The sequence below is a fragment of the Neptunomonas concharum genome, assembly GCF_008630635.1.
Taxonomy (GTDB): Bacteria; Pseudomonadota; Gammaproteobacteria; order Pseudomonadales; family Balneatricaceae; genus Neptunomonas; species Neptunomonas concharum.
Window position 1 is genome coordinate 1,879,330 of sequence record NZ_CP043869.1, and the last position, 19,936, is coordinate 1,899,265.

Annotated in this window: 22 protein-coding genes and 1 pseudogene; 13 read left to right on the forward strand and 10 right to left on the reverse strand. The window is 46.8% G+C overall.

The window, feature by feature from the left end:
* Positions 1 to 139: 139 nt before the first annotated feature.
* The 4 genes from F0U83_RS08755 to F0U83_RS08770 all read right to left on the reverse strand — a co-directional run bounded on the left by F0U83_RS08755 (position 140) and on the right by F0U83_RS08770 (position 2,531).
* Complete coding sequence (locus tag F0U83_RS08755) at positions 140 to 502, reverse strand: MmcQ/YjbR family DNA-binding protein (RefSeq protein ID WP_138987410.1); 363 nt, start codon at positions 500 to 502, stop codon at positions 140 to 142.
* 84 nt (positions 503 to 586) lie between these two features.
* Positions 587 to 892 (reverse strand): DUF945 family protein, encoded by a 306-nt coding sequence (locus F0U83_RS08760; protein WP_138987411.1) that lies wholly within the window; start codon positions 890 to 892, stop codon positions 587 to 589.
* Positions 889 to 1,647 carry a hypothetical protein gene (locus F0U83_RS08765; RefSeq protein WP_138987412.1) on the reverse strand — a complete coding sequence of 253 codons (759 nt, stop codon included), beginning with the start codon at positions 1,645 to 1,647 and terminating at the stop codon, positions 889 to 891. The genes F0U83_RS08760 and F0U83_RS08765 overlap by 4 nt, the downstream gene beginning before the upstream one ends.
* Positions 1,648 to 1,727: 80 nt before the next feature.
* On the reverse strand, positions 1,728 to 2,531 hold the full coding sequence (locus tag F0U83_RS08770; protein WP_138987413.1) for a hypothetical protein: 804 nt from the start codon (positions 2,529 to 2,531) through the stop codon (positions 1,728 to 1,730).
* Between the two features lie 164 nt (positions 2,532 to 2,695).
* On the opposite strand from F0U83_RS08770, the gene F0U83_RS08775 reads away from it, so the two are divergent.
* Positions 2,696 to 3,703, forward strand: coding sequence for an IS110 family RNA-guided transposase (locus F0U83_RS08775; RefSeq protein WP_138987414.1), 1,008 nt, complete (start codon positions 2,696 to 2,698; stop codon positions 3,701 to 3,703).
* 580 nt (positions 3,704 to 4,283) lie between these two features.
* Positions 4,284 to 4,514: a DUF2188 domain-containing protein gene (locus F0U83_RS08780; RefSeq protein ID WP_138987415.1), complete on the forward strand. Its 231-nt coding sequence runs from the start codon at positions 4,284 to 4,286 to the stop codon at positions 4,512 to 4,514.
* Positions 4,515 to 4,668: 154 nt separating this feature from the next.
* Here F0U83_RS08780 and F0U83_RS08785 read toward each other — a convergent pair whose 3' ends face one another.
* Positions 4,669 to 5,046, reverse strand: a complete 378-nt coding sequence (locus F0U83_RS08785; protein ID WP_138987416.1) for a hypothetical protein — start codon at positions 5,044 to 5,046, stop codon at positions 4,669 to 4,671.
* A 233-nt stretch (positions 5,047 to 5,279) separates the two neighbouring features.
* Here F0U83_RS08785 and F0U83_RS17440 point away from each other — a divergent pair.
* Positions 5,280 to 5,656, forward strand: a pseudogene (locus tag F0U83_RS17440) (phage integrase N-terminal SAM-like domain-containing protein).
* A gap of 155 nt (positions 5,657 to 5,811) precedes the next feature.
* On the opposite strand, the gene paaY reads toward F0U83_RS17440, so the two are convergent.
* Complete coding sequence (gene paaY / locus F0U83_RS08805; RefSeq protein ID WP_138987419.1) at positions 5,812 to 6,420, reverse strand: phenylacetic acid degradation protein PaaY; 609 nt, start codon at positions 6,418 to 6,420, stop codon at positions 5,812 to 5,814.
* A 96-nt stretch (positions 6,421 to 6,516) separates the two neighbouring features.
* Positions 6,517 to 8,196, reverse strand: coding sequence for a phenylacetic acid degradation protein PaaN (gene paaN / locus F0U83_RS08810; RefSeq protein ID WP_138987420.1), 1,680 nt, complete (start codon positions 8,194 to 8,196; stop codon positions 6,517 to 6,519).
* A 172-nt stretch (positions 8,197 to 8,368) separates the two neighbouring features.
* Here paaN and paaF point away from each other — a divergent pair, with 172 nt between their 5' ends.
* The 7 genes from paaF (at position 8,369) to F0U83_RS08845 (ending at position 15,057) form a co-directional block, all read left to right on the forward strand.
* A complete protein-coding gene (paaF, locus tag F0U83_RS08815) occupies positions 8,369 to 9,148 on the forward strand; it encodes a 2,3-dehydroadipyl-CoA hydratase PaaF (protein WP_138987421.1) in 780 nt (259 codons plus the stop codon).
* 4 nt (positions 9,149 to 9,152) lie between these two features.
* Positions 9,153 to 9,944 carry a 2-(1,2-epoxy-1,2-dihydrophenyl)acetyl-CoA isomerase PaaG gene (gene paaG, locus F0U83_RS08820; protein WP_138987422.1) on the forward strand — a complete coding sequence of 264 codons (792 nt, stop codon included), beginning with the start codon at positions 9,153 to 9,155 and terminating at the stop codon, positions 9,942 to 9,944.
* A 2-nt stretch (positions 9,945 to 9,946) separates the two neighbouring features.
* Positions 9,947 to 11,455 (forward strand): 3-hydroxyacyl-CoA dehydrogenase PaaH, encoded by a 1,509-nt coding sequence (paaH, locus tag F0U83_RS08825; protein WP_138987423.1) that lies wholly within the window; start codon positions 9,947 to 9,949, stop codon positions 11,453 to 11,455.
* A complete protein-coding gene (paaI, locus tag F0U83_RS08830) occupies positions 11,455 to 11,913 on the forward strand; it encodes a hydroxyphenylacetyl-CoA thioesterase PaaI (protein WP_138987424.1) in 459 nt (152 codons plus the stop codon). Before paaH ends, paaI begins: the two co-directional genes overlap by 1 nt.
* 3 nt (positions 11,914 to 11,916) lie before the next feature.
* Entirely contained in the window at positions 11,917 to 13,125 is a 1,209-nt protein-coding gene (pcaF, locus tag F0U83_RS08835; protein ID WP_138987425.1) for a 3-oxoadipyl-CoA thiolase, read from the forward strand.
* 80 nt (positions 13,126 to 13,205) lie between these two features.
* A complete protein-coding gene (gene paaK / locus F0U83_RS08840; protein WP_138987426.1) occupies positions 13,206 to 14,510 on the forward strand; it encodes a phenylacetate--CoA ligase PaaK in 1,305 nt (434 codons plus the stop codon).
* Between the two features lie 121 nt (positions 14,511 to 14,631).
* The gene (locus F0U83_RS08845) at positions 14,632 to 15,057 is read left to right on the forward strand and encodes an RrF2 family transcriptional regulator (RefSeq protein WP_138987427.1); all 426 of its coding nucleotides are present in this window, start codon (positions 14,632 to 14,634) and stop codon (positions 15,055 to 15,057) included.
* A gap of 7 nt (positions 15,058 to 15,064) precedes the next feature.
* Here the strand turns inward: F0U83_RS08845 and F0U83_RS08850 are convergent, their stop codons facing one another.
* Together F0U83_RS08850 and F0U83_RS08855 are read right to left on the reverse strand one after the other, a co-directional pair.
* Positions 15,065 to 15,451, reverse strand: a complete 387-nt coding sequence (locus tag F0U83_RS08850; protein ID WP_138987428.1) for a hypothetical protein — start codon at positions 15,449 to 15,451, stop codon at positions 15,065 to 15,067.
* Positions 15,435 to 15,614, reverse strand: a complete 180-nt coding sequence (locus tag F0U83_RS08855) for a hypothetical protein (protein WP_138987429.1) — start codon at positions 15,612 to 15,614, stop codon at positions 15,435 to 15,437. Before F0U83_RS08855 ends, F0U83_RS08850 begins: the two co-directional genes overlap by 17 nt.
* Before the next feature lie 88 nt (positions 15,615 to 15,702).
* Here F0U83_RS08855 and F0U83_RS08860 point away from each other — a divergent pair, with 88 nt between their 5' ends.
* Positions 15,703 to 15,903 carry a hypothetical protein gene (locus tag F0U83_RS08860; RefSeq protein WP_138987430.1) on the forward strand — a complete coding sequence of 67 codons (201 nt, stop codon included), beginning with the start codon at positions 15,703 to 15,705 and terminating at the stop codon, positions 15,901 to 15,903.
* Positions 15,904 to 15,947: 44 nt separating this feature from the next.
* Here F0U83_RS08860 and rraA read toward each other — a convergent pair whose 3' ends face one another.
* The gene (gene rraA, locus F0U83_RS08865) at positions 15,948 to 16,436 is read right to left on the reverse strand and encodes a ribonuclease E activity regulator RraA (RefSeq protein WP_138987431.1); all 489 of its coding nucleotides are present in this window, start codon (positions 16,434 to 16,436) and stop codon (positions 15,948 to 15,950) included.
* 159 nt (positions 16,437 to 16,595) lie between these two features.
* Here rraA and F0U83_RS08870 point away from each other — a divergent pair, with 159 nt between their 5' ends.
* Positions 16,596 to 18,599 (forward strand): TonB-dependent receptor plug domain-containing protein, encoded by a 2,004-nt coding sequence (locus F0U83_RS08870; protein WP_138987432.1) that lies wholly within the window; start codon positions 16,596 to 16,598, stop codon positions 18,597 to 18,599.
* Between the two features lie 140 nt (positions 18,600 to 18,739).
* Positions 18,740 to 19,885 carry a DUF5610 domain-containing protein gene (locus F0U83_RS08875; RefSeq protein WP_138987433.1) on the forward strand — a complete coding sequence of 382 codons (1,146 nt, stop codon included), beginning with the start codon at positions 18,740 to 18,742 and terminating at the stop codon, positions 19,883 to 19,885.
* The last annotated feature ends 51 nt before the right edge of the window (positions 19,886 to 19,936 follow it).

Below are 19,936 nucleotides of genomic sequence, written 5' to 3' on the forward strand. Positions count from 1 at the left end.
AGAATAAAAAACGTAAACAGCTCCTTCGTCATGCCCGTATATAGCCCCTGCTGCCAAAGCAACAGGAGCGCGGGGTAAGGGGCTTAATACAATCGCTATTGCCCTATGCTTAAGCGCTTTGTTATGTGCCCGACCGCCGTTACTGATTTAACCCAAGCTCTTTTTGTTTTTTCTTTGTTAGCCCCAACGACACAATCCTATATGATTCTGAGAGATAATATTTGAGCTCATCTTCTTCGGCAATGCCGGCATCATATAATTGAATCCATTTCATGCCTCTTGATGCAAGGTAGGGCGCTGGTCGGTATCCGGGTTTTACTTCTAAAAAATAATAATTTTGTTCGGATGTTTTAAATGTAAAAGCCGCCTTTCCCGTTTTTTCCCAACCACCAATGGCAAATACTTTTCCACCTACTTTCCAAACATCTGAATTACCCCACTGAACTACATGAGTAGTCGCGGGAAGAGATTTGCAAAACGAGTTGAATTCTTCGTATTTCATCTGCTTACTCTTACAGGCACATAACGCCTAATTTAGGGGCGCAGCGGAGGTCCCAGCCCGCTTGCGGGCGACTACAATAACTTGTTAGGTGCCGGGCTCATACATAGACCAAACTTTACGAAGGCGCTCCTCGTTTAGCTTTTTGAGCAGTGCATTCTCGGTGGAAAGCTCCTTAGTTTGTGCTTCCGATATCTCTAGTGCAGCCTTTGTACTTGTGAGGCCCCTTTCAAGATCTGCAACCTTATTTTTCATCACTAAATTCGCCTCCTTCAGTTCCGCTATAGTTTCAAGGGCCTTGGCTCCTGCCTGCAATGAGCCGCACTTTGAAATCCCTAAAATTACCAGCACAGAAGCAATAACCAAAACAATCAATATCGTTTTTTTTTTCATGGCTCTGCCACCACTCTACGCTTCCCAATCGACGACAACGACAGGTATAAAAGCGAAAATGCGACGTAAGGAGTTGGGGAAAGCAATAACAAAAATTTAACTACTTGGAACCAAGAACCGACCTGATCTGAAAGACCGATAGACTGGACGTTGTAATTAAGGAACGCCAGCGTTCTTAGAAAGTGCTGTAAATACAAGAAGGAATGCTTTACATCATCGATGACGTATAAAGGGATATCTTCATCAAATGCTTCTTTAATCCGAGAATCAATCGGCAAAAATGCGTTGGAAGCACCATCGAGTAGAACAGTCATCAGGACTGCAATAAAAACTAGGCCGATACGGGAAAATGCAATTGAAGGTTTCTCTTTCACAACACTCTTCGCTAGCTTGTCGGCAGATGGCAAAAGCACCATCAAGAGAATTCCAAGGAGGACGAAGAACCCTAGATTCGCAGGTGCGGCCAAGTTCACATGAATAAGTAGATAGAGTGCCAACCAAGAGGCTACGATAGCACTCAGCACTGCATTTATCACCCGGTGTTTCAAGAAGAACATAACTACCTTGTGTTCAGTTAGGGCATCCGCATATACGTCGAATAATGTTTTCCGTATAAAGAATAATTCCAGAAAAATTAACGCAGCGATTGCTATTGCAATGAGCACGGTTCCCGAGCGCCCCATGTCCAGACGAGCAAACACGATAAATAGTATACAGCCGCTTGCCACGAAGAATTTACGCTTAAAATCTAGCACGATTTTCACCTTAGACTTGGGGCACTCGGCCACCTAACGCCGTGCTCTGGAGCAAACCAAAGCACAGCGTAGGATTGTCCCTAGCAGCATTTTGTTAGAATGCCATTGCGAGTTACCAAAACTCTTAACAGCAATAGGGACCACTTTATGGAGTCATAAACCAAAGCCGATAAGACGGGTTTCGTACCATGTACATCACCCATATTTGACCTGAGCTTTTGCATGACGAATGCTGCCTGATTTAACGAACCCTCTAAATTTGAAGATAAGGGCTTAAAATCTGGCTCACTCCAACCAATTTCTTGAAGCTCTTTAATTAGCTTTTCTTTCGCCCCGATTGCACCAATTGATTTTCTTAATCTTTCTTGAAATGATGCTTTGTTTGGATCGCCAAGCCCATACTCTAGATATATAGAGCCCGTGACAGAATCCAATGCCCCACACGAAGCAGAGAGCGAACCACTCAGATCGCCATCCCTCAACCTGCTTGCAGCTTTTAAAATATCTGCGTGAGCATTTTCAGGTATGTCTTGTAACTCTGAAACATCAAATATTTCAATCGGCAATATTACCGAACCTTCGAACTTCCAGCCTACTCTTGACAAGACCCGTTCTAATTCAGAGATTAAATCAGATTTTCTGCGAAGCATTTCTTCACAGAAAATCGATGCAACGTCTCCGGCTGCATCAGCATTCATTGTTTCAATTTGCGCGTCAATCGCGCTCAATAATTGTGATTTGGACGCTCCACCTTGAGATTTTTGCTCCAAATGCGCTAATTGAGACATATCGATATTTGCATAACCGACTATTTGCTTGATATCACCGAAGGAAAAATTTTCAGTGAGCGCAGACCTTATTGGTCCCCACGGTACTTTTTTCATGCTCATAACTTCCTTGGGGTTCTAACGCTTTGCTCACCGATAAATTACGAGCGCAGCGAGTAATTTATCGGTGAGCAGCAACTTGATACTCATTGAGCCTTCTCCCTCAGCTTAGACAGATTGACTAAGTTGAAAGGCGACGAAACCAAAAAGGAGAAGACCCAATGAGATTTTATACTACACAACATCCGTACTATTGTGGAATAGATTTACATGCACGATCCTTGTACGTCTGCATTCTGGATGATACCGATGAACCCTTGCTGGACTTATTAACGCCCTATATCGGCAATATTGTTGTCGGTGTTGAATGCATGCATTGCTGGTACTGGGTTAGCGATTTCTGTACTAAACATAACATCGACTTTATTCTGGGTCACGCGCTTTACATGAAGGCTATCCATGGCGGTAAAGCCAAAAATGACCGCATTGACTCCTATAAAATCGCTCACCTTATCCGTGGCGGCAATTTCCCATTGGCCTATGTGTATCCACCCGAGATGCGTGCTGCTCGTGACTTACTCCGTCGTCGTACACGTATCGTTCGTCATGGTGCCAATTTAAAAGCGCATGCAAAAAACACCACCAGCCAATACAATTTTCCACCGAATAATCTAGATCTAAAATACCCTTGCGCTCGGGAAGCGATGCGAAACTGCTTTGATGATGAGTTCGTGCAACGCAGTATTGATCTGGACTTAGACATCATCGCGTTTTACCGCCATGAACTCAGCTCAATCGAGTGCTTTATTGAAAAACATGCCAAGCATCACAACGGCCGAGATTACCACATCCTGACCAGCTTTCCCGGCATTGGCCGTTTTTTAGCGCTAACGATCCTTTACGAAGTCGGTGACATTGGCCGTTTTAGCACGGTACAGGACTTTGCGTCGTACAGTCGGCTTATCAAGTGTAAAGCGGAATCAGCAGGCAAGAGCTACGGCACCCAAGGCAATAAAATTGGAAATGCCCACCTAAAATGGGCCTTTGGCGAAATTGCGGTGCTGTACCTACGTGGTAACGACAAAGCAAAAAACTACCTGTTAAAACTACAAAAACGCATGAGCAAAGCCAAAGCGCTCTCCGCCCTGGCGCATAAAATTGGTCGCTGCGTGTACTACATGCTGAAAAATCAAAAGGTGTTTGATGAAAAACGTTTCCTAGCCAGTTAAGTCGCGGGGCAAGGTGAGCTGAACGTCTAACTGGAACACCCTGGCTGATGCTCAAATGAAGATTGGGTTACCCTTTGCACATAAGCTGAATCACCTATCTTCTAGCACACTGTCGTAGCCTGAGCGCTTTGATTAGACACCTTGCCGCCGCGCACTACCATCAGCAAGATGGTTTGCACCTGTGCTGAGCCTGAAACTAACTGGCTTTAAGCCCGACGCCTTGAATAGTGCCAGTAACGGGTTAACCGATGAATGTCTGGTGCCCCTGCTATCAGTACGGAAGCTGAAATCAGCAGGCGCTCATTGAGCATGAGATAAGAGAGCCCCGATATGTGTTTGTTGCAGGCTATCGCTTGGCAACCATGATGACAGATGAAGCAGTCTATCTTGCTGATGGATAACAGACTGGCCGCTAACGCGGCCAGAAGAGCGGTTTTATCTATTGACTCCGGAGAGGCTCATATGTGTTAGGCATTTTTTTGACTCTACCCTTGAATAATACTGTATAGATACCCATGTAATAGATGTGCTTAGAGCACATGGTGATCCAACTTAGTACTTATTCATTATGAGGTAATTTATGTCTAAAGACGACTACAACGTATACCAAGATAGCGATGGAACATGGAAAGGAAAACGCGAAGATGCGAGCCGTGCCAGCGTAACGGGTTCAACTCAAAAAGAAGTTTTTGAAAGAACTAGAGAGTTAGCGCAAAAAGCTCAATCTGAAATTTCAATTCATCGTGGTGATAACGGTAAAATCCGAGCTAAACACAGTTACGGAAATGATCCGAAGAGCACCAAAGGATAAATTCGCAAACAAGGGGGAGCTAATATCAAGCTCCCTTGATGCCTAACGCTGAGCTAACCGGCAGCCAGTGCGAAGCACGCTTTTGGCTGTCCGACGGAGGCCGTTTGCGGCCGGAGTGTAGTTGAGCGCTTTGTTAGGCATGCTCTCTACGCAGCTACTGAACATGGGTAACGCTCCCTTTGTTTGAAAACATTAAATGTTTTGCTCGCATAGTGGTAATGCCCCAATCCTCGGATTTCCACCGCTGATCACCAGCCTCGGTTAGAAATAGGATGGTATTCCAAGACTCAGATTTACTCCAAGTTACCGCTATAGCCAGGGAGTCGTTAACGGAGTAGTCATTAAAGCTCTCACCTTCGCGCTCACTTAGTAAAATGGTACCGTCCTTAATAAGGCTTTCTATGATGGTGGTTACTTCAATAGAGTTATGATCCCACTTCTCGAACTCCCATCTAAGTTCTATCAGGGACGACTCTTCTGATGCGCTTAGAGCGACAAGGAAGAAAGCATCTTGCTCGGTGATTATTTCCATATGATGCCTAACAGTTTAGTATACGGATTCCATCTATTGGGGCCACCTATTAGCACTTCAAAGACTTCTCCCTAAATAATAACTTAATGATTTATATCAATTTTCATTTTTATGCAAACCGATTTTTACCAATAGGTGGACACAATACATGGCCAATTTGCAAATAAGTGCAGGATAATGTTTAATAAACGGAAAAATACTGGATATAAAAACAGCAAACGGAGTTGCATTGTATGCGAAAGTATAAGTCAGATTTATTAGAGTCTGTCCGTCGGGCAATCATGGTCAGGCATTATAGTATCCGTACTGAACAGGCTTATATCCACTGGATTCGCAGATATATCTTCTTTATTAATAAACAACATCCTAGTACCTGTGGGCTAAAGAAGTTGAGGATTTCTTAACTTCGTTGGCGGTTGATAAAAAAGTCGCCTCAAGTACTCAGAATCAAGCTTTAAATGCATTGGTTTTTTTGTACCGGGAGGTTCTCAAACAACCTTTCGAGTACCAAGTTGATGCCATTCGTTCAACAAAACCTAAAAAGATTCCGGTTGTCCTCTCTCGTCATGAAGTTAAGTCCGTATTAGCTCAGCTCAAAGATACTCATTGATTGATGGCCGCTCTACTCTACGGCTCGGGGCTTAGGCTAATGGAGTATGTTAGGTTAAGAGTTAAAGATTTGGATTTTAATTACCGCGCGATTACTGTTCGCTCAGTAGAGCGCGGGGCTGGCGGTGTGCGCAGCCCGCTCTCTGCTATTCTCGATTAGTTTTCTTCTTTCATTTGGTAAAGCGGCTTAACGTTTTCGTCAATCACGAGGCGCTTACGGTCGGGTTCAACGGATGTCAGCGCATCCACTTCTTTCATGGTGCTGAGGCTACGTACGGCAAGGTCTTGGTATTGCGCTGTACCTTGGGATTTCCATTCGATCTCTTTGTCGCTTAGCTCGCGGATAATACGCGCTGGCGAGCCTGCAACTAATGTACGATCAGGTACTTCAAACTTTGCTTTGACGAATGCCATGGCCGCTACGATGGCTGATTCGCCGACTACAGCGCCATCCATGACCACTGCATTCATACCTACCAGTGCGTTTTTCTTGACTGTGCAGCCGTGCAGTACAGCACCATGGCCGATATGACCATCCTCTTCGACAACGGTGTCACTGTTGGGGAAGCCGTGCATCACGCAGGTGTCTTGGATGTTTGCACCCTCTTTTAGAATCAGGCGGCCAAAATCCCCTCGTAAACAGGCAGCAGGCCCAACATAGCAACGAGGGCCGATGATGACATCACCAATCAGCACCGCTGTTGGATGCACATAAGCCGTTGGATCAATGACCGGGGTGACACCATCAATTTGATACACTTTCATTATTATTCTCCTGGTTCTTAAGCAAAAGGGAGGCTTCCGCCTCCCTTTTATAACGGAACTCGATACAGGAATTCCAGTATTTATATTAACTTTTGCTTATTTTGGATGACGACGGCTCTGCACCACTCGGAAGCGGTTCGCTACGTACGCCAAGTCGGATAAACACGCATTCGCCGCTGGGTTGCTGCCCGTGGCATGGAAGTCACTGTAAGCCGCGCTTTGGTTGACGAACACGCCACCGGTCAGGTTGCAGCTTAGGGCAACGCCGGCATCCAAGGCGGTTTCTTCAATGCTGTCCAGTACGCTGTCGTTGTTGCTGTAGCATCCTAGAGTGATAGCGCCGTGGGTTTTGATCGCTTCACTGGCCAATTGGATGGAGTGTGCGGTGCTGTCGGTTTTTACCACAAAACTGATGGGGCCAAACAGTTCTTGCATGTAGGTGTCTGCTTGGTCAGCATCGATGCTCATCAACAGCGGTGAACGTACGCGTGCGTTCGGGAAGTGCGGGTGTGTAAGTGCTTCGGATTCCCGCAGAACGTTACCCAGTGTTTTGCTGTTTTCGATACGGTCAGCGGTGACCGGGGCTTGGATAGCACCCAAGACCATAGCAGCACGTTCTGGATCAGATAAGAATTTGCTGACGGCGGTGGCGATGTCGTTGGCAACGTCATCAAAGGTTTTGTGGCCTTGGTCTGTATCGATACCGCCTTTAGGTACGAAGATATCCTGAGGGGTGGTACACATCTGCCCAGAGTAGAGGCTGAGGGTGAACGATAGGTTGCGGAGCATCCCTTTGTAGTCATCACTGGAGTCGATGATGATGGTGTTTACTCCGGCTTTTTCGGTGTAGACCTGTGCTTGGGTGCAGTTCGCTTCTAGCCAGTTACCAAACGGTGTGTTGCCGGTGAAGTCGATCAGTTTGATCTCGTCACGTTTTGCAAGGTCGGCGGTGCAAGGCTTGGCGGGGTCTGCATCAATCACCATGGAGACGATGTGCGCTGGTAAGCCGTTTTCGGTGAGTACGTCCTGTGCGATTTTGACGCTGATCGCGGCAGGAAGTATGGCGGCCGGATGGGGTTTGACAATCACCGGGTTGCCCGTAATCAGGTCAGCGAACAGTCCTGGGTAGGTGTTCCATGTTGGGAAGGTGGAACAACCAATCACTAAGCCGATACCGCGGCCGACAGCGGTGTAGGTTTTGTTGAGTACCAGTGGGTCATGTTTACCCTGCGGCTTGGTCCAGACGGTATTCGCGGGGGTGTGCATCATCGCTTCGTAGCCGTAGGCAACGGCTTCTAGGCCACGGTCTTGTGCATGGGGGCCACCCGCTTGGAAAGCCATCATGAAGCCTTGGCCGGAGGTGTGCATCACCGCATAGCCAATTTCAAAGCTACGTTGGTTGATGCGTTCTAGTATCTCTAAGCAGATCGCGGCACGTCCTTGCGGGCCCACGTCACGCCAAGCTTTGCGAGCATCGTTCATGGCCGGTAATAGTACATCCAAGTCTACCAGCGGGTATTTGATATTCAGGTCAATACCGTAAGGAGAGACTTCACTGCCCGCTTCGCCGATGATTCCGGGCATCTCCAGTGCGAAGGATTGGTTCAGGTAGCCTTTAAACGCGGCTTCGCCATCGGCATTGGCGGTTTCACCATAGGCTCGTGGGCTGGGGTTTTCTGGGTATGGGCTCCAGTAGTCACGAGTTTTGATAGCGTGGGTAGCGGCGTTCAGGGTGTCCTGATGTTTGGCAAACAGGGTATTCAATGCTTCGCTCATGATGATTCTCTGTCGTTAATCTGTAGGAGTGGCATGCTATATGTAACAACCATACACCAAAGTTTATGATACATAAAGATTGATTTGAATCATTAATATTGTATCCCTTTTGTGTTTTGGGGTAACCTAGTCATTAGTAGCTTGACTGATAACCTGATAAAGGCAGGGTTTAATGCAAAATTATGAAGATATTCTTGTCAGTGGCGTTGAATCTGGCGTTCTGACTATTCGTCTTAATCGCCCCGATGCTTACAACGCGCTGCGTACACAACTGCTTCGCGAGTTAGCCGATGCGTTGGATACAGCTGCAGCGGATGATCAGGTAAAAGCCGTGGTGCTTACTGGCAGTGATACCGTGTTCGCAGCGGGTGCTGATATTAAAGAGATGGCATCACTGGATGTCGTTGGCGTGATGAATGACCCTCGCCCTACTTTCTGGCGTCGCATCGCTCTCTTCCCTAAACCGATTGTTGCTGCCGTCAATGGCTTTGCGTTGGGGGGAGGATGTGAGTTGATGATGCATTGTGACATCGTTATTGCCGGTGATAATGCACAGTTCGGTCAGCCTGAAATCAATCTTGGGATTATCCCGGGCGCAGGCGGCACCCAACGACTGATCCGTACCATTGGTAAATCCATGGCGATGCAGCTAGTGCTGTCGGGTGAGTTCATCAGCGCTCAGCAAGCACGCTCGTTTGGGTTGGTAAGCGAAGTGACTATCCCTGAACGCTCGCTAGAGCGCGCCACTCAGCTCGCTAAAAAGATTGCAACCAAGCCCCCTATTGCGGTACGTCTAGCAAAAGAGGCGTTATTAAAAGCCTACGAAACAACACTGGATAGCGGCCTGAATCTCGAACGTAAAGCCTTTACCCTACTGGCGGCTACGGAAGACCGTAACGAAGGGATTGCTGCTTTTATGGAAAAACGTAAACCGAACTTCACAGGAAAATAATAAAATGTCTTACGAAACAATCGAGTTTTCTATTACTGAAGGCGTTGCCGTACTGACGCTTAATCGTCCTGATAGCCTGAACAGTTTCAATACCCAGATGCACGCTGAAGTTCGCAGTGCGTTAAAAGAGGTTAAAAAGGACAGCAGCGTTCGTTGTCTATTACTAACGGGTAATGGCCGTGGTTTTTGTGCAGGTCAGGATTTGAGCGATCGTAATGTCGCACCCGGTGCAGAGGCTCCTAACTTAGGTGAGTCGATCGAGAAGAATTACAGTCCGTTGCTACGTACTATCCGTTCGTTAGAGATGCCGGTTATCTGCGCGGTTAACGGTGTAGCAGCCGGTGCTGGCGCAAACATCGCCTTTGCTTGTGACATTGTTTTAGCAGCGAAATCAGCTTCTTTTATTCAGGCATTCTGCAAAATCGGGCTTGTGCCTGACTGTGGCGGAACCTGGTCTTTACCACGCTTAGTTGGCCCGGCACGCGCGATGGCGCTGTCTATGCTTGGCGACAAGGTATCTGCTGAGCAGGCTGAACAATGGGGCATGATCTGGAAAAGCGTTGAAAACGAGTCCCTCATGGATGAAGCGCTGTCCATGGCTAAACATTTTGCAACCCAACCCACTAAGGGCTTGGCATTGATTAAACGTGCGATTCAGGCATCGGCAACCAACACATTTGATGAGCAACTTGATCTGGAGCGTGACCTGCAAACACTCGCAGGCCGCACCGAAGACTACCGTGAAGGTGTCGCTGCCTTTATGGAAAAACGTCAACCAGCATTCAAAGGACAATAAACATGACCCCTATTTCACCTGATGCGGTCATTGGTGTTATTGGTGCCGGCACGATGGGTGCAGGCATTGCACAAGTTGCAGCCAAAGCAGGCCATCCGGTTTTACTTTACGATGCCTTTGAAGGTGCCGCTCAAAAAGGCTTTGACGGTATCAAAAAAGGTCTGAACAAGCTCGTTGAACGCGGCAAAATGGCACAGGCCGATGTCGATGCTCTGCTTAGCCGTATTACACTGGTTAATGGGTTAGAAGCGTTCGCCCCTGCTCGTGTGGTGATTGAGGTCATCGTCGAACGGCTTGATGTCAAACAGTCTGTTTTTAGCCAGCTTGAAGAGATTTGTGCAGACGATACCATTCTTGCAACGAACACCTCTTCCATCTCTGTAACAGCCATTGGTAGTCAGCTAAAACGTGCTAACAATCTAGTGGGTATGCACTTCTTTAATCCAGCACCGATCATGAAGCTGGTTGAAGTGATTAGTGGTTTGGATACCGATCCCAACGTTGCCGATGCCATTTATGAGCTATCTGCCCGTTGGGGTAAAAAACCGGTACGCGCTAAATCCACACCGGGCTTTATCGTTAATCGTGTTGCGCGGCCTTTCTATGCTGAAGGCTTACGTGTTTTGCAAGAAGGCGGCGCGGATGAAGCGACAATTGATGCCGTTATCCGTGAAGCCGGTAACTTCCGTATGGGGCCGTTTGAGTTAATGGACCTGATCGGCCATGACGTTAACTTCGCGGTTACCTCTTCAGTGTTTGCTGCTTACTTTAACGACCAGCGTTTCTTGCCATCCTTAATCCAGCAGGATCTTGTGAATGCTGGCCATTTGGGACGTAAGTCTGGCCGCGGATTTTACAACTACAGCGCTGATGCTGAAAAACCAACCCCAGCAACGGCTGACACGGCACCTGCGCCTCATCATGTCACCATTGAGGGTGATTTAGGTGTTGCCGAGCCTCTGGTCGCTCTGATTGAACAAGCAGGGATTTCGGTTAGCCGTGCGAAAGAGGGACACGGTGCCATCTTGATTGGCGATACCACCCTCAAATTAACGAATGGTCAGATGACAACGGTGCGCTCTGCTGAGGCTCGTAACAGCAATTTGATCCATTTTGATCTGGCATTGGATTATACAACGTCAACACGCATTGCTATCTCTGCGGCAGATCAGGCCGACAACGAGTCATTACTTAAAGCCATCGGTTTGTTCCAAGCTATTGGTAAAGCCGTCACGGTAATTGATGACGTACCGGGCATGATTGTAATGCGAACCGTCGCTATGCTCGCTAACGAAGGCTTCGATGCGGTCAATCAGCAAGTCTGTTCTGAAGCCGATGTTGATATCGCAATGAAAGGCGGTGTGAACTATCCGTTTGGCCCTATCGAATGGGCAAACAAAGTCAGTTTAACGGTGATTCAAAACGTCTTAGACAACTTAGCGGCTATGTATGGCGAAGATCGTTACCGCACCTCGCCTCTGATACGCCGAAAAGTCGCTGGAGGTATGTAATGAGTCTATCTTCAGAGCAGATGGCCAATGCTTGTAGCCAAGCAATGCACGCCAATGACAAAGCCGCGCAAATGCTGGATATGTCGATTGTCGAAGTTCGTCCAGGTTATGCTCACTTAGAAATGACCGTACGCAAAGATATGCTTAACGGTCATGATATCTGTCATGGTGGCATGATCTTTACGTTAGCCGATACAGCCTTTGCTCACTCGTGTAACACGTATAACAAAGTTACCGTGGCTAGCGGCTGTACGATTGACTTTGCAGCACCCGCTTTCGAGGGTGATCGCTTACGCGCTATCGCCGAGGAGCGTCACCGTAAAGGCCGTACTGGTGTCTACGACATCACGGTTTATAACCAGAATAATGAAGCTCTCGCTTTCTTCCGCGGCAAGTCACACCAAATCAATGGTGTTCTAGTCGATGAGAACGGCGAATCTGCAAAATCAGGAGAATAGTTTATGAAAGATGCTTTTATTTGCGATGCTGTCCGTACCCCGTTTGGTCGTTATGGCGGTAGTTTATCTCCTGTACGCGCTGATGATCTGGGAGCGGTTCCCCTCAAAGCATTGATGGAGCGTAATCCCGACGTGGATTGGGCATCTGTTGAAGACATCATTTACGGCAATGCTAACCAGGCAGGCGAAGATAACCGTAACGTCGCACGCATGTCTGCTCTATTAGCTGGTTTACCTGTCTCGGTGCCGGGCACCACCATTAACCGCCTGTGTGGTTCAGGTATGGACGCCATTGGCATGGCAGCGCGCGCGATTAAATCGGGAGAGACCGACCTGATGATAGCTGGCGGTTGTGAGTCAATGTCCCGTGCGCCTTTTGTCATGGGCAAAGCAGAATCTGCCTTCAGCCGTAACCCTAATGGCCTTTATGACACAACCATCGGCTGGCGTTTCATCAACAAGAAGATGAAAGAGCAGTATGGCGTAGACTCTATGCCAGAAACCGCTGAAAACGTTGCCGAAGATTTTAATATCTCACGGGAAGATCAAGATCTTTTCGCTTTCCGCAGCCAGCAGAAAACCGCTGCAGCCATGGAAAAAGGTCTCTTTAAAGAAGAGATCGTCCCTGTCGTTATCCCACAACGCAAAGGCGACCCCATCGTTGTTGATACCGATGAACACCCACGTGCATCCACAACATTAGAAGACCTAGCAAAACTGAAAGCACCGTTTCGTGCTGGCGGTTCCGTCACTGCGGGCAATGCATCTGGCGTTAACGATGGCGCTTGCGCCTTGTTGATCGCTTCTGCAGAAGCCGCTAAAGCTAATGGTTTGACACCTAAGGCTCGTATTGTGGCGATGGCAACGGCGGGCCTTGAACCTCGCATTATGGGCTTTGGCCCTGCCCCTGCTGCACGAAAAGTGCTTGAAAAAGCAGGCCTTACCTTAGATCAGATGGATGTTATTGAACTCAATGAAGCGTTCGCCTCTCAAGGTTTGGCGGTTATGCGTGACTTAGGTTTACCCGATGATGCACCGCAGGTGAATCCGAACGGCGGTGCTATTTCTCTAGGTCATCCACTGGGGGCCAGTGGTGCGCGCTTGGTAACAACGGCGATGTATCAGTTACACCGTACTGGCGGACGCTACGCGCTCTGCACCATGTGTATTGGTGTTGGCCAAGGTATCGCTCTGATCATTGAGCGAGTGTAGCCCAATATAAGCACGAGGGGGGTGGTATTGAGCATCGCTCTACCCTCCCATTTGGCAGATGAATGAATAGGATAATAAAAATGTACAATGAAAGAACATTAAGCGGCGGATTAGACGATATCGAAACAGCAAGCATTGATGAGCTACGCGCATTACAGCTAAAACGTATGCGCTGGAGTATTGCCCATTGCTATAATAACGTGCCTGCTTATCGCGCTATGTGCCAAGAAAAAGGTGTTCATCCCTTTGATCTTAAAAAGCTGGAAGACCTAAAACACTTCCCGTTCACAACGAAAGATTATCTACGCCTGAACTACCCTTTCGGTACTTTTGCTGTGCCTAACCGCGATGTAGTTCGTATCCACGCATCCAGCGGAACAACCGGTAAACCAACGGTTGTAGGCTACACGCAAAACGATATCGACACGTGGGCCAATGTCGTAGCCCGCTCTATTCGTGCCGCTGGCGGCCACTCTGGCGATAAAGTTCATATCTCTTATGGCTATGGTTTGTTTACCGGTGGTATGGGGGCACATTACGGTGCTGAGCGCTTGGGCTGTACCGTTATCCCGATGTCTGGCGGCCAGACTGAGAAGCAGGTTCAGCTTTTGCAGGACTTCGACCCTGATATCATCATGGTGACACCTTCTTACATGCTGAACCTGATCGATGAAATGGAACGCCAAAATGTTGACCCACAGAAGCTTGCTCTGCGTTTAGGTATTTTTGGTGCAGAACCGTGGACGGACGAAATGCGCAAGAACATCGAAGGCCGCCTAGGTATTGATGCTCTCGACATTTATGGCCTATCTGAAGTTATGGGGCCAGGTGTCGCTCAGGAGTGTTTAGAAACCAAAGATGGCCCAACCATTTGGGAAGATCATTTCTACCCAGAGATCATTGATCCAAATACCGGTGAAGTACTACCGGATGGCGAGTATGGCGAACTGGTGTTCACTTCACTGACGAAAGAGGCACTGCCAATTATTCGTTACCGCACGCGCGATCTAACCCGTTTGTTACCTGGCACCGCACGACCTATGCGCCGTATCGACAAGATTACGGGCCGCTCCGACGATATGATGATCATTCGTGGTGTCAACGTGTTCCCGACACAGATCGAAGAACAAATTTTGAAGGTTGCTCAGCTAGCGCCTCATTACGAAATCTATGTAACTAAGGATGGAAACCTAGATAACGTAGAGGTTAAAGTCGAATTAACAACAGAAGGTCGTGATGCTGATCGTCCTGCTACAGCAAAAGAGCTTCAGCATCATATTAAAGGGGTTGTCGGCATTAGCACGCGTGTTTCTGTACAAGACCCAGGATCAATCCCACGCTCCGAAGGTAAGGCGAAGCGTGTTTTTGATCAGCGTCCTCGCTAAATATTAAGTTTTACCCCAAGGGCCGCATGTTGCGGCCTTTTTTATTGTTCAGACCTCGGCTTTCATTGCAGATCACGGCACTTATACGTATATTTAAAAAACATTTTTAAAAGTACTTTCTATGCAACTTAGTCGATTTACAGATTACACCCTACGAGTCCTATTTTTTGTCGCCAGTAACAATGACCGACTCACAACACTCTCTGAAATAGCGCAGTTTTACGATATCTCTATTGAGCATTTAAGAAAGGTGGTTCATGCCTTATCTAAATCGGGCTATCTGAAAACATTTAGGGGCAAAAACGGTGGTATCCAACTCGCAAAACCGCCTCTGGAGATTAATGTTGGCGAAGTAGTGGCACTATCCGAAGGGGCAACCCCACTCGTCGATTGTTTATCCCAGAATTGTCGATTAATGGCATGCTGCTCTCTTCAATCTGTTTTTCACGAGGCACAAATGGCTTTCTTTGATAGCTTACGCCAGTATTCCCTTGCTCAAATGCTAGATAACCCGCAATTGTCCTCCCAGCTAATCGCCAAAACATAACCATCTATTAGGGATGACAACGTTTTTGGAGTAGCGCCATGTGATGCATTTCTAACCAGTTAAAAAGCTCCCGCTCTTCAAAGCGCACATGGGCCTTTAACCTACTGGCAAAAAGTATAATGTCATCCCTGTTTTCAGATAGCAGCAGCTTTCGGAGTACATCATGGTCTTCAAAAAAGCGCTCCGCGATCACACCTTTCAATACACTTCCGAACCACTGTTCCTCCTCTTTAAAGTGCAAGTCCAGCTCTTTTGCCAAGCCATCCCTCACACTCAACCAATATGCCTCCAACTCTCTATTTTTTTCTAAGCCAAGCTTTAGGAGTTTATGACTGATGACCAACGCCTGATGATGCTCCTTACTAAGCGGTGTTAATTCATGACTTCTTTTCATTTTTTGTGCCTGAATGTTGAACAGATATCCAGCTCTCCTCACGATGTGAATCAGCAATCGCACTTTTGTAACCATCGGCTCTATGGACTCTATTCACTGCTGTGGCTGTCACATCCATCCAATTTTTGTGAAGCTCATCTAGGGCTCGTTTTTTTGCGTTCATCTTTATTTACCTGGACTATTAAAATGTATTTGCATTACATGTTATTTAATTTAATAATATATTTCAAATACATCTTAAGGATTAATTAATGGTTATTTGGAGTACTACCGAGATCTGGGTCTTTTCCGCGCTCTTGTTAATGATCGCTTTCAAACTTTGGAGTGTCTGGCATGTTTCGCTTAAAGCAAAAGCAGACAGAACCGGAAAGCTGATTTTTCTAGGATTAATTAGTGGTTTAACACTGTTTGGTTTGTTTGCTAAAAGCTATATCAGCATGATGATGGGATAGAAAGGGCTTTTGGACATCTCCATAGGCCCTTAACACTTAACGATTTATTCCGTCACTTCTAGTTTTTTAGGTGAAACTAATACACCGTTATTATCAGCATAAACGTATTCACCTGGACGGAACGTGACGCCACCAAAGGTAACCTCAACATTTAGGTCGCCTAAACCACGTTTATCGGTTTTCATTGGGTGAGTACCTAGTGCCTGAACACCAAGGTCCAATCCCCCTATCGCGTTTACATCACGAATACAGCCATAAATGATAATCCCTTCCCAACCATTTTTTTCTGCTTTCTCAGCAAGCATATCCCCCAACATGGCACGACGCATAGAACCACCGCCGTCGACCACTAGCACCTTACCTTCACCGGGTAACGCCACTTGCTCACGCACGAGTGAATTGTCTTCGAAGGCTTTGAGGGTGACAATTTCACCACCAAACGTCTCTCGCCCACCAAAGTTTCCGAACATCGGCTCTACAACTTGGACAAGTTCAGGGAATTGATCACACAATTCAGGGAGTAAATCTTCCACTTTTTTCTCCTAAAAAATAAAAAAATAGCTGCAATTTCTGAAACCTATTCTATTATTGTTTTAGTTAATTGCACTAGCACAATGGGTGGATATATAAACGTTGTTCGTTAACTTCTCCTAGTACGACGTTACCCTCTCAAAATAAAGGAAATTCAAAACGTGACATTTCGAGTTCGTAGTATTCTGTCTCTAATGGCGCTCTCTCTCCCGTTAACCCCCACGAGTGCTTTTGGGTTGACGCTTGATGAGCTCAAAGTGATGAGCCTGGATGAGCTAGCCAGTGTTAAAGTTTCTATCGCATCCAAAACACCTCAAAAAGTCTCTGAAAGCCCTGCCGCTGTTTATCTGGTAACTCAAGAAGATATTCGTCGCAGCGGTGCCACAACGATACCAGAGCTACTCCGCTCAGTACCTGGCATGAATGTAGCCAGCATAACGGGGAGCACCACGGCAGTCAGTGCCCGAGGCTTTCATGATATCTTTTCTAATAAGTTTTTGGTCATGATGGATGGCCGCTCACTCTACACACCGCTATTTTCTGGTATGTACTGGGACGCCCATGATATAGATTTAAGAGATATTGAGCGCATTGAGATCATTCGCGGCCCAAGCGCTGCGGTATGGGGCGCAAACGCAATGAACGGCGTTATCAATATAATCACACGTTCCTCATTTGATACGGACGGAAATCGTCTTTCTGTTACTGCGGGTAATACTGAAAGCATTGCCAGTTTTAGTAAAACGTCTATTTTATCCGACGATACCTCTTTGCGCCTTTGGGGTAAGTTCAGGGATCATGAAGCCCAGAAGAAGTCTAATGGTGAAGATGCCCATGATGAGTGGCACCAAGCTCGCATCGGTTTTAAAACAGACAGCTACCTAAATGACACTGATACGTTATCGGTTGATGGTGGTGCCTATCAAGGACAATCCGATCACAACTTAGTCTTGATTTCAAATCTTGTGGAGAATGATGACACGCAAGAATTATCAGGTGCGCACCTTAATACACGTTGGCAGAGACAGTTAGATAACCAGTCTTTTAGCGCACAATTTTATGTTGATCATATGATCAGAAATGATCTACGTATAAACCAGCGCGTTAATACATTAGATGCGAGCGTGCAGCATACCATTCAGCACAGTGAGCAAGGCAGCTTCACTTGGGGCCTAAACCATCGTTATGTAAGTGATGCAACATCTACTCCCCCAGTCCCTATTCCAGTACCAGCATCATTTGGGTTTAACCCACAATCTGCTAGTTATAAATCTACCGGCATCTCTTTCCAGGAAGAGTATTGGGTTAACGATCAATTCAAGCTGCTTGCTGGTGTTCGTTTCGACAATCATGATTTTATCGGCTGGGAAGCGCAGCCGACATTAAGAGCGCTTTGGAAAGTATCACCTGAAGCTGAGCTTTGGGCTGCCGTTTCCCGTGCCGTTCGTACACCGTCACGTTACGAAAGCCATCTTCAGGTAAGTACGCCGGTTGTAAGTTTAGTGTCTAACCAACAGCTACTTGCTGAAAGCCTTACCAGCACAGAGCTAGGTATCAGACTACGCCCAAGAAGTGACTTCTCCTTTAACGGAACACTCTTCTACAACCGCTATAAAGACCTTGCCAGCCTAAATGAAGTGGGTCGTGTGGAGCCAATATTCCTTCCTGATGGCATGGGTGGGTTTATACCCAGCAAATACATAGCCTACACGTTAGGAAACAGCATAGAAGCGCAAAGCTATGGTACCGAAATAGATGCAAGATGGAATGTCTCTGATGACTGGCGCTTAAAGCTGTCTTACAGCTGGATGAAAGTTCAATCTGATGATATTACGTCAACTCAAGAGTCGGCTATCGCGTTTAACAACCTGCCAAAACAACAGTTGTACTTAAATTCAGCTTGGGACTTGAGAGACAATCTAGAGTTAGATGCAACGCTTTACTACGTAGACGAACTCAAAGAATCTAGTGTCGATGCTTACACGCGATTCGATCTGCGCCTAGGTTGGATGCCTTACCCCAATCTGGAGCTAAGCTTGATGGGTAAAAACCTATTTGATACCCAACACGCAGAATACGTGCCTTCGCCTACTAACTATGCCGGTGGAGTCTCCTCAAGTGAAGTTCCCCGTTCTGTTACGGCGCAGGCTATTTGGAAGTTCTAATACTGATCTAAAGCTGAGTCACCTCGACTCAGCTTTTCTTTTAACGTGAAACTTTTTCACGTAGCGAAATTCCTCCTCAAGTTGGACTAGGCTTAGTCGATAAAAGTACTACGACTGACGTTAATAACCGGAGGCCCAACATGATTGGCACTCTGTATTCCAATACCAGTTACACCCAAACCTTACAATCTAGCTTTCAGGATGCAACGGCTAAAGGAAAAAGCCCAGAAGCTGCCAGCAATGATACCGTTTTAAATCGGCTGGCAAGCAATATCCCAGGCATGAGCACGGATGACCTTAAGTCACTGAAAGAAGATGATTTTACACCTGAAAAAGTTGCAAACCGTATTGGCGACTTTGTTGCTCAGGGTTTAGAAGCAGCACGGCGTAACGGCCGCTCTGAAGAAGATATTCAAAAGATGTATAACGCTGCGGTGGCCGGTGTACAAAAAGGGTTTGAAGAAGCCCGCGAGATTTTGGATGGCTTAGGCGCACTCTCTGGCAGTATCGCTAAGAATGTCGATTTAACCGAAGAGAAAACGATGGATGCCCTTAATGCTATCAATCCATCTCAAGTGGCAGAATCCACTAACGCTCGTGTATCGAGACTTATGGCCGCCGAACGCTACCAGGAAGCCGAAACGCTGTCGTTAAAAGTAAAAACGCAGGATGGCGATGAGGTTACCATCAATTTTGCTCGCAGTAGCCAATATGAAGGCTCATTTGGCATCGAAAAGGACAGTAATGGCATAAATGCTGCCGAGTTCAATATCAGCCGTAGCGAAAGCAGTAGTTATCGTTTCAGCGTAGAGGGCAATTTAGATAACGATGAGATCGATGCCTTACAAAATCTGATCAAAGATGTGAACGAAATCGCTAACGAGTTTTTTGATGGCGACGTGCAAAAAGCGTTTGATCTTGCCAGCGAATACCGTATGGATAAGACCGAATTATCCTCTATGAATTTGCAGTTGACGCAATCAGAGCAGTACACATCCGTAGCGAAATACCGAGGTGTAGAAGAGATGGACTCCCCTGCTATTGCACCGGGTAAGCGTTTGGGCCATATGATGCATAATATGCAAGAAGCCGCTGGTAACCCGAAGCTTGGCTTTATGAAAGATGCTGCCAGTTTCAGCCGCGAGCTACTTGCAACATTAGTGACTCAGGACATACGTTATCGTAATAGCGATGAGCCTGAAAAAGAGAAGCTAAATGCCAACTTGGATAGCATGAATAATTTGCTATCTAGCCAAGCAACTGCGTTTGTACAAGAGGACTTGTAATTCATCTCACAGTCCTCCCTTTCGTTGGGCTCCTTAAGGAGCCCTTTTTTA

Excerpts from the sequence above, each read along its gene's own strand:
- paaN (WP_138987420.1), bottom strand. The coding sequence starts at position 8,196 with ATGAGCGAAGCATTGAATACCCTGTTTGCCAAACATCAGGACACCCTG.
- paaK (WP_138987426.1), top strand. The coding sequence starts at position 13,206 with ATGTACAATGAAAGAACATTAAGCGGCGGATTAGACGATATCGAAACA.
- F0U83_RS08860 (WP_138987430.1), top strand. The coding sequence starts at position 15,703 with ATGGTTATTTGGAGTACTACCGAGATCTGGGTCTTTTCCGCGCTCTTG.
- paaF (WP_138987421.1), top strand. The coding sequence starts at position 8,369 with ATGCAAAATTATGAAGATATTCTTGTCAGTGGCGTTGAATCTGGCGTT.
- F0U83_RS08785 (WP_138987416.1), bottom strand. The coding sequence starts at position 5,046 with ATGGAAATAATCACCGAGCAAGATGCTTTCTTCCTTGTCGCTCTAAGC.
- F0U83_RS08760 (WP_138987411.1), bottom strand. The coding sequence starts at position 892 with ATGAAAAAAAAAACGATATTGATTGTTTTGGTTATTGCTTCTGTGCTG.
- F0U83_RS08755 (WP_138987410.1), bottom strand. The coding sequence starts at position 502 with ATGAAATACGAAGAATTCAACTCGTTTTGCAAATCTCTTCCCGCGACT.
- F0U83_RS08850 (WP_138987428.1), bottom strand. The coding sequence starts at position 15,451 with ATGAAAAGAAGTCATGAATTAACACCGCTTAGTAAGGAGCATCATCAG.
- paaY (WP_138987419.1), bottom strand. The coding sequence starts at position 6,420 with ATGAAAGTGTATCAAATTGATGGTGTCACCCCGGTCATTGATCCAACG.
- F0U83_RS08770 (WP_138987413.1), bottom strand. The coding sequence starts at position 2,531 with ATGAAAAAAGTACCGTGGGGACCAATAAGGTCTGCGCTCACTGAAAAT.
- pcaF (WP_138987425.1), top strand. The coding sequence starts at position 11,917 with ATGAAAGATGCTTTTATTTGCGATGCTGTCCGTACCCCGTTTGGTCGT.
- paaH (WP_138987423.1), top strand. The coding sequence starts at position 9,947 with ATGACCCCTATTTCACCTGATGCGGTCATTGGTGTTATTGGTGCCGGC.
- F0U83_RS08780 (WP_138987415.1), top strand. The coding sequence starts at position 4,284 with ATGTCTAAAGACGACTACAACGTATACCAAGATAGCGATGGAACATGG.
- F0U83_RS08775 (WP_138987414.1), top strand. The coding sequence starts at position 2,696 with ATGAGATTTTATACTACACAACATCCGTACTATTGTGGAATAGATTTA.
- paaG (WP_138987422.1), top strand. The coding sequence starts at position 9,153 with ATGTCTTACGAAACAATCGAGTTTTCTATTACTGAAGGCGTTGCCGTA.
- F0U83_RS08855 (WP_138987429.1), bottom strand. The coding sequence starts at position 15,614 with ATGAACGCAAAAAAACGAGCCCTAGATGAGCTTCACAAAAATTGGATG.
- F0U83_RS08875 (WP_138987433.1), top strand. The coding sequence starts at position 18,740 with ATGATTGGCACTCTGTATTCCAATACCAGTTACACCCAAACCTTACAA.
- paaI (WP_138987424.1), top strand. The coding sequence starts at position 11,455 with ATGAGTCTATCTTCAGAGCAGATGGCCAATGCTTGTAGCCAAGCAATG.
- F0U83_RS08845 (WP_138987427.1), top strand. The coding sequence starts at position 14,632 with ATGCAACTTAGTCGATTTACAGATTACACCCTACGAGTCCTATTTTTT.